Origin of the sequence: Motilibacter peucedani, from assembly GCF_003634695.1 — a bacterium.
GTDB lineage: Bacteria > Actinomycetota > Actinomycetes > Motilibacterales > Motilibacteraceae > Motilibacter > Motilibacter peucedani.
In genome coordinates, this window is sequence record NZ_RBWV01000012.1 from 459,438 (window position 1) to 467,448 (window position 8,011).

Annotated in this window: 9 protein-coding genes; 6 read left to right on the plus strand and 3 right to left on the minus strand. The window is 69.6% G+C overall.

Features of this window, described 5'->3' with window-relative positions:
- Window position 1 precedes the first annotated feature (1 nt).
- Together CLV35_RS13010 and CLV35_RS13015 are read right to left on the minus strand one after the other, a co-directional pair.
- A complete protein-coding gene (locus CLV35_RS13010; protein ID WP_121193887.1) occupies window positions 2-217 on the minus strand; it encodes a hypothetical protein in 216 nt (71 codons plus the stop codon).
- 48 nt (window positions 218-265) lie between these two features.
- Window positions 266-1,609 (minus strand): IS110 family RNA-guided transposase, encoded by a 1,344-nt coding sequence (locus tag CLV35_RS13015; RefSeq protein WP_183061957.1) that lies wholly within the window; start codon window positions 1,607-1,609, stop codon window positions 266-268.
- A gap of 312 nt (window positions 1,610-1,921) precedes the next feature.
- Between CLV35_RS13015 and CLV35_RS13020 the strand changes: the two genes are divergently transcribed.
- The 6 genes from CLV35_RS13020 to CLV35_RS13045 all read left to right on the plus strand — a co-directional run bounded on the left by CLV35_RS13020 (window position 1,922) and on the right by CLV35_RS13045 (window position 6,801).
- On the plus strand, window positions 1,922-2,512 hold the full coding sequence (locus CLV35_RS13020; RefSeq protein WP_121193888.1) for an RNA polymerase sigma factor: 591 nt from the start codon (window positions 1,922-1,924) through the stop codon (window positions 2,510-2,512).
- Window positions 2,505-3,548 carry a hypothetical protein gene (locus CLV35_RS13025; protein ID WP_121193889.1) on the plus strand — a complete coding sequence of 348 codons (1,044 nt, stop codon included), beginning with the start codon at window positions 2,505-2,507 and terminating at the stop codon, window positions 3,546-3,548. The genes CLV35_RS13020 and CLV35_RS13025 overlap by 8 nt, the downstream gene beginning before the upstream one ends.
- Before the next feature lie 98 nt (window positions 3,549-3,646).
- The gene (locus tag CLV35_RS13030) at window positions 3,647-4,168 is read left to right on the plus strand and encodes a hypothetical protein (protein ID WP_121193890.1); all 522 of its coding nucleotides are present in this window, start codon (window positions 3,647-3,649) and stop codon (window positions 4,166-4,168) included.
- A gap of 231 nt (window positions 4,169-4,399) precedes the next feature.
- On the plus strand, window positions 4,400-5,185 hold the full coding sequence (locus tag CLV35_RS13035; RefSeq protein WP_121193891.1) for a hypothetical protein: 786 nt from the start codon (window positions 4,400-4,402) through the stop codon (window positions 5,183-5,185).
- 130 nt (window positions 5,186-5,315) lie between these two features.
- Entirely contained in the window at window positions 5,316-6,092 is a 777-nt protein-coding gene (locus CLV35_RS13040) for a hypothetical protein (protein ID WP_231121777.1), read from the plus strand.
- A 226-nt stretch (window positions 6,093-6,318) separates the two neighbouring features.
- A complete protein-coding gene (locus CLV35_RS13045; RefSeq protein ID WP_121193892.1) occupies window positions 6,319-6,801 on the plus strand; it encodes a hypothetical protein in 483 nt (160 codons plus the stop codon).
- Window positions 6,802-6,942: 141 nt separating this feature from the next.
- Here the strand turns inward: CLV35_RS13045 and CLV35_RS13050 are convergent, their stop codons facing one another.
- Window positions 6,943-7,497, minus strand: a complete 555-nt coding sequence (locus CLV35_RS13050; protein ID WP_147431961.1) for a hypothetical protein — start codon at window positions 7,495-7,497, stop codon at window positions 6,943-6,945.
- Window positions 7,498-8,011 lie beyond the last annotated feature (514 nt).

Consider the following 8,011-nt stretch of genomic DNA (forward strand, 5'->3'; position numbering starts at 1 on the left):
CTCAGTCGCAGGCTAGGGCGTCGACAGCCTTCACTGCGGGGAGCAGCCCCAGGCCAGTTCGAGCGCGCGTCAACTTGACCGCCTCAACGCGCTTGCCGATCCTGAGCAGCTCGAGCACCTCCGAGGCGAGCGGCTCGGGAAGGATGACTGCCAGCAGTGCCGGCTTCTGCCGTCGATCCGAGCGATGCTTCCATAGCGACGTCAGCCTGATGACCATGAGTCGTCCACTGCCCATCGCTTCGCACGCTCATGGCTCCCCTCTGTGTCAAGGGCGTGGCGCGGCCCCTGATGAGGATGCGGCGGCGTTGGTCGGCGTCAACGTCGTTCGTCCGGTGGGGCGCTCCACGTTGACGCCTCGGGCGCGCCGCCGAGCAGGCGCAGGGGCGGCCGCCGCGCCCTTCCCGGCCGGGCTCGGCGGGGGTAGCGTCGCAGGAGCGGGTTCGGGATGTGGCTGGTCCGAAGTGCCGACGCCCGGGAACAAGTCGGCCGCGCTGGAGTCCGTAGACGCCCCGAAGTGCCCTCCCGAACCCGTCTCACCGACCTCGTCGATGTCGACTCGGGCGAGGGCTGCGAGCGAGCGGGCGGCGGCGTCGGCGACGAGCTGGCGGTAGACCACGTCGGAGAGCCGCCTGCGCAGGCATCGCAGCGCCTCCAGCTTGGTCTTGCCTTCGGCGATCTTGCGCCGGTAGTAGGTCCGCCCGACGGTGTCGTGTCGGATCTGCACGATCGCGGCGATGTAGAGCACGTGGTTCAGCCGCCGGTTACCCGCCCGGGACAACCGGTGCCGGGTCTGCTCTCCGCTCGAGGCGTCGATCGGCGCGGTCCCGGTCCAGGACGCGAACCGGTTGCGGTCCCGGAACCGGGCGACGTCCTGCACATCGGCGAGGATCCGGGCCGCGCCGGCCGGGCCGATCCCGAACACGTTCAGCAGCCCGGACCCCTGCGCCTGCACCGCGTCACGCAGCCGCCTGGTGAGGGTCTTGAGCCGGGCGTCGAGGTCCTCCACCTCGCCCACCAGCTCGCCGGCCAGCTCCTTGCGCACCCGGCCAGCCGGGTCACGCGGGCGCACCGTGGCCAGCAGGTGGCGTGCCTGCAGCGGGGAGAGGTGCCGCGGCGCGCCGCCGGGAACGATCTCGAGCAGCAGTCGGTGCAGCCGGTTCAACGCCTGTGCCCGCGCCCGGGACAGCTCATCGCGCCGGTCGCACAACAGCCGCAGCACCACGATCTCCTCACCCACCGACACCTCACGCAGGGCCTTGCCGCGCACGGCGGCGACCGCCACCGAATGCGCGTCCGTGGCGTCGGTCTTGCGCCCCTGCCCCGTGTTCAGCACCCGCACCCGGGCCGACAGCTTGGCCGGCACGTCGAGGACGCGCTCGCCATCAGCGAGCAGCCGCTGCGCCAGCGGGCGGCCCGTGCCGTTCGCGCCCTCCACCGCCCACACCCGGCACGGCCACTGCCGCACGTAGGCCAGCAACAGTGCATAGCCCTGCCGGTCCATGCCGAACCGGCCCCGCGCATGCACGACCTCACGCTCGTCGACCACCTCGATCGTGGCCGACGCCTTGTGCGGGTCGGTACCGATCACCACCCTGCCCACGCTGCCCATCCCGGCCTCCTCACCGAGAGCTCCACCAGCGGACTGCGGGGACGGGCACCGCTACTTCGAGCCGAGCAGACCCCTCTTCAGCCACGCCCCGCCGGCACCCGACGGACCAGCACTCCATGAAAAAGAGCCACACCGACCACGGGTGGGCAGCCGCAAAACGAGCGACCCGCCGGGCACCTCGACCCCAGCCTGGCCAGACCGAAGCCGTACGTCCATAGAACAAGTAGCCGCGGAGCGCTTGTCCGGGCAGACGTCGTCAAGGCAGGGTGACGGGACGTGCAGGAGTTTGAACGCGAGCGGACATAGTGAGGTGTGACCTCGGACTGCCTGCGCGACGGCGCTGACGACGCGGCCGTGTGGTCGGCGGTACGAGGTGGATCCGCCGGCGCGTTCGCCGTGGTGTTCGATCGGCACTCGCGCGGTGTCTACAACGCCCTGTACCGGCGCACCGGGTCGTGGGACGCCGCCGAGGAGCTGACAGGCGCAGTGTTCCTGGTCGCGTGGCAGCGACGGCATGACCGGCTGGCTGGCGGTGACGAGACACTGCTGCCTTGGCTGCTGAAGATCGCCGCTCACGTCGCGAGTAACGCCGAACGCTCACGTCGCCGCTACGAAGCAGCCGTTGCACGGCTGCCGGCTGAGCCGGACGTCGACCCCACCAGTGGCGCGGACGAAAGGCTCGACGCGTCCCGCGTCGCCGCCGCTCTGGCTCCCGCCCTCCGCGCTCTCCCTGCTGAGCAGCTGGCCGCAGTTCACGCCCTCGCCGATCACGGCGACCAGGCTGCGGCGGCTCGCGCCCTCGGCGTGCCTGCCGGCACGTTCACCTCACGGCTGTCCCGAGCGAGGGGACGCCTCCGCAACGCCTCACCCGACGCAGCACCCAAGGACTCCCGCCATGAGTGATCTAGACGAGCGGCCCCTTCCCGAACAGACCCGCCTGAGGCTGCGCGCTGAACTGCACGCGATAGCCAGCTCGGACCAGTCGACGCCGGACCGCACCTGGCCGACAGTTATGGCGGCCGTCGCGGCGGTCCTCGCGGTGGTGGTCGCCGCCTCCGGCGCCGCCCTCCTGCGCGGCGGACAGCAGCACACCTCCGCGGGGTACATCCCACCGCCTGCGCCGAACGTAACGGTGCCCCACCGCCCTGGCGCGAGCACCAGACCGATGGCCTGGACCGCGGTGCGCACTGACCGCGATCCAGCCCTCCTCGTGGTCACCTACATGGGCGGCGACGGCAGCTGCGAGGGCGCCGTTGACACGCGCGTGCATGAGCGCGCCAAGGCCGTGATCATCGATCTGCGCGCGGAGGTGCCCGCACCACGCACTGTCGTGCAGCCCGACGGGCGCCGGGCCGTCGGGCTCTGCGACTTGGTAGGCGTCGACGCCCAAGTCGAGGTCCGACTGTCCCTCCCACTGGGCACGCGGGCTGTGATCGACCCCAACGGACGGAGCAGCACCGGGGGAGCGGTTCAGGTTCGGCATCGCGTGTTCGACGGCAGCCGGCTACTCACCCCAACCGGTCTCCCCCGCGGGTACGTCCGGGAGAGGGACCACGAGTACTTGGGCACCGCAGGCTGGACCCGCAGCTGGAGCGACACGAGGGGGCCGAACCTCGTGACACCCGAGCCGGCCGCCAGCGCACCCACCGTGCAGCCGCAAGCCACGTGTAACCCCCAGCGGCACCCCACCGTCCTCGTCCGCCAAGGCGGAAGCGGTCCAACCTCCATCCCGCCGAGCTGGAGCCCGGCCGGCACCGTCACCATCGCCCAGCAGCCCGCGCAGCTGCGCAAGGACTCCCTTGGCAACTGGTCACTCTTCTGGCACGACCCGACCGCACAGCAGAACGTCGAGGTCCAGTCGTTCTCGTTCTGCTCCGGCATGCGCCCCTTCAACGAGCAGGAGTTCCTCACCATCGCCCGCTCCCTACGCCCCGCGTGACGGACCGACCTGCCACGAACGACCGCTCATGCCGCCGTCATCGCTCTTCCGCCTGGGTCCCGTCGACTCGCGCTCCGTGCGCGCCGAGAGCCCCGGCGATGACCGAGACTGGCCGGATGAGCTGGGGAAGCGAACGCATCGTTGAGGTGGCCCGCGCCTACCGGCGGCACGACGCGCTGTTAAGGGGCAGCCGTGAGCAACGGCTCGCCGCCTTCGACGGGCCCGATCTTTGGGCCGAGGACTTGGTGTACGAAGAGTCCAGCGCCGGCACGCTGCCGGTCGAGGTCGTCGACGCGATGCTGCACGACCCTGACGGAGACGCCGAGTTCCGCAGCTCCGTGGCTGCCGGCCCTCTCGAGCGCCTGCTGCATGCACAGCCGGCCGCTTACGCGGGCGCGATCCTCGAACGCACCGGCCGCGACCCTCTCTGGGTCGAGGCGCTCGCCGGGGTCTGGCTCGACCGCATGGCATGGGGACAACTCGCCGAGGACATGCGCAGGCACCTCCCAGAGCCGCCGCCGGAGATCGCCGCGTCCAAGAAGGACAAGCGGTCGCGGCGCCCGAGCAAGCGTCAGCACCCGCACGGCCATCAGCCAAGACTGCCTCCGCCACACGACTGACCGAGCGCACTAGGACCGGCCGCACTTGATTCTGCTTGAAGCCAGGCACGCGTGCAGGTGGCGGGCGCTTGCGCGTCGTCCGGTCATGCCGCGGATCGTGCCCCGATTACGCGCCAGCTCCTGGGTTGATGACAACTACTGCTGGGTGGTCGGCGTGCAGCGTGCCTGCAGTCAGCGGTGCTCGAGTGGTGCGCCCGAGGATGTGTCCGCTGCCTCATCCATACTCCGCCTATGGGTGCCTGGGGGCCAGCGATCTTCTCCGACGACGTCGCGACCGACGTCAGGGACGATTACAAAGCTCTGCTCGAGGACCAGGTCCCGGACGACGAGGCCACACAGCGCGTCGTCGCCCGGTACAAGTCGCTCGACGCCGACGAGGCGCACGTCCTCTGGCTCGCCCTCGCCGCTACGCAATCTCAACTCGGACGTCTCGACGAGCACGTCAAGGTCCGCGCCCTTGAGGTCATTGACCAAGGCATCGGGCTCCAAGAGTGGCGGGAGGCAGGGAGCAAAGAACTCGCCGCACGCGTCTCCGCGCTCACAAAGCTGCGCCGACAGCTGACCGGGCCGCCGCCGCCACGCCGGACGGTCCGACGCTCCTGGCGCTACGAGACGGATCTCGCGCCAGGCGACGTGCTTTCCTTCACCGCCAGCAACGGGCGGGTCGCCCTGCTCTACGTGGCCCGCATCGACGACTCTCGAGACGGCGCGATCCCGATCCTGGCGCGCCTGGACTGGACAGGCTCCGCCCTGCCCGACGACGGGACGATCTCGACCCTCCCGACGAGGACGCAGACAGTCACGACCCTTCTAGGCGACGAGGTGCGCCCGGACTCCTGCCTTACCTACCTTGCCCGCAGGAGGGACCCGGACTGGCAGGACACCGGCTTCTCTCGCGCTGGAGACCGAACCCTCCGCGGCAGCACCGACGAGGCGATTCGCTTCTCGACCGGCTCAACCTGGTCACAACTCGCCACCCGCCTCGAGCGGGAGCTCACCCGCCCCCAGCAGCGCTGAACGGACCCCGGAGAACGCTCAGCGAAGCCAAGTTCGTCGTGAGGACCAATCCACTGTCGAGGAACCCCCTCTCCTGCCGCGAGCAGCGCGCCTTCGTTGAAACTCCTCGTCGGCCGCTACCGTCAGGCTGGTGAACCAGGAAGTCGGTGAGTTCTCCCTCACTGGGCATGCCGAGCCTCAGGCTCGGCAACTGCCGGACCTGTCGAGCACGGACCAAGCAGAGCTCGAGCATCTGGTCAACGCCGTCCAGGCACTCAACCCGCAACCCCGGGCGCAGCGGTGGCGCAGCCTCACGTACTGCCTGGTCGACGCCGTGTGGAGTATCGGCGCCCGCTACGACACCGTGGTCGTGCCCCTCGTGCGTCGCGTCGCCCACGAGCACGGCGACGGCGAGCCGCTGGTCGACACCGGAACGCCCCTGCCGCGTGACCCCGCACCGCTACGAGCTTTTCTTGCGCGCTTCGGGCCACACAACCCGCTGACGAGCGTCACCAACCGTCAGAGGACCTCAACCCGAGGCGGGGCGCTCAAGGCCGACGTCGCACGTCGATACGCCGAGGTGCTTCTCGAACACGGCGTCGGCACGCTGGCCGACGTCGCGCCACTGATGCGGGACGCCCGACGCTTCGAGCACGTGAACGACACCCTGCGCCGGCTCCCCGGCGAAGGACAGCACGGCGTGCGCCGCAACTACCTGTGGATGCTCGCGGGCGACGACGACGGCGTGAAACCGGACCGGATGGTCCTTCGCTGGTTCGCCCGCCATGGCCAACATGTTGAGCCGCTTGAAGCCGCCATGTTGGTCAGGGCGATCGCTGATCGGCTGACCGAGCTGGGGCATCCGACGACGCCGTGGGAAGTCGACCACGCGATCTGGAGCGCTCAGCGCGCCCCGCGCCACTCCTGAGGGTGAGGGCGAACGCGTCAGCAGGGAAACTGTGCACCGGCCGCGATGGGTCCCACGAAGTGTCCGGACATGCCGCTGCGAGCGCATTTGGTCACCAAAGCTTTGCATCGGATCCGATCGAGTCTCCGGGTGGCTGCTCGAGGAGAACGCCACCTCGAGCCTGAGCGGCTACGCCGTTGGGCCCGCCGAACGTAGGGTCCGTCCGGGCTAAGTGAGAAGGTGAAGCATGGCCGCGAACCGCAGGCAGCGCATCCGAGTGTCATGGCGCGACGTTGCTACTCAGTTCATCTCTGCGGGATTCATGCTGCTGCTCGCGCTACAGCAGGCGATCTCCGCGTACGGGTCTCCCGTCGGCGTTCTCTGCTTGGTGACCGTCGCGGCGCTGAACGTGGTCGCTGCCCTCTACCTCCGCAGCCGCGGTGTCGTCCTTACACCCCAGGCAGCCGTGGTCAAGGGAGTGCGCACCACACTGGTGCCCTGGTCGCAGGTGCAGGCCGTGCTGCGCCAGCGCTGGTTGATGACTGATGTGGTCGTCCTGCTCACCCTGGACAAGTCGCTCCGGCTGAGGGCACCGACGGCGTGGTTCGGCTTCGGTGACGACGAGTACGAGCGCGACTACCACCGGATCGGTCAGTGGTGGCTCGCGCACCGTGGTGATGCGTGGGTGCCTTTGCGACCTGAGGCGCCGCCCGCCGCACCGGCGGGTTGAGCGAGGTCCGGGTTGCCGCCACTGCCGCCGAACACGCAGGCGCGAGCTCGGGAAGCCCCGAGCCCGCACTACCAGCCACCCGGGCTCGGCGCACGCCTCGCAGCCGGACCCGATGCCTCAGGACTCGAGCGCAAGGACGCGTCAGCGCGGTACGCGGCGCAGCGCGTCTTGCAACCCGTGGACATCAGCGACGTCGTAGAACCCGAGCGGGCCGTTGCCGCGGTCGAAGAGCTCCATGCCGGTGTTGGCGTAGTTCGGGCCGGTCATCCACCCGCGCGCGGAGCGGCCGAAGGTGACCGTCAGGTGGAGTCCGTCGCGAGACAGGCGCTGGTCGACAGGAGTGCGCTGAAGCGGCGCCTCCGACAACGACCCGGTGCCCAACGCGACGAGCGCGCGACGATCGGTGAGCCCGTAGACGGTCTCCCGCTTCCGCTTCGCCTTATAGAAGAAGCGGCCGAAGATCATGTACAGGCCGAGCGCGACGAAGGGCACGCCGAACAGCGCGAAGGGCACCGGAGCGCCGTTCACGAGGGCCGCTGTCATCCAGAAGATGGCGAAGCCGCCCCACAGCAGACTGAAGGGCACGAGAAAGATGTCGCTCGCGGTGAAGTGCTTGTGGGGGTCCGGGCGGCCCGACCATAGCAACGACTCATCGGTCAACAGGTAGGGCGCTAGTCGACGCCGCGCTTCCTCCACGACCCTCATACTGCCGCAGAGCAGACGAGAAGCTCCGCGTCCCGCGAGACGCCCGTCTCCGCGCCGTCGCATCGCGGCCGTAAGACGTGCCGGCCATCGCCCAAACACACGGACATGCCGCTGTGGCGTCGCGGGGTTCACTCGCTAGAGCGCGTCGAGTGAGGAGATCGCCTTGTTCCAAGCTCACTGTCAGCGCTTCGTCGCATCAACGAGCGACTTCACCCAAGCGGCAACAGCGGCACCCAGTAGCCCGAGTAGGGCGAACCACAGAGCGTCACCCAACGCCTCCCGCCATGTGCCGGCAAGGAGTAACCGAGCCAGAGGTACCCCGATAAGGAAGCTCCCAACGCCGACAAGAAACTCAGCAGCCACCCAACGGATCACGCGCACGACCCCGTCTTGCCCCCGGGTCGCACGCTCATGCCGCTCTGCGCGCGGGTAGCATCGCGCGCTCTTGCCGCTCTGCGCGCGGGTAGCATCGCGCGCTCTTGCCGCTCTGCGCGCGGGTAGCATC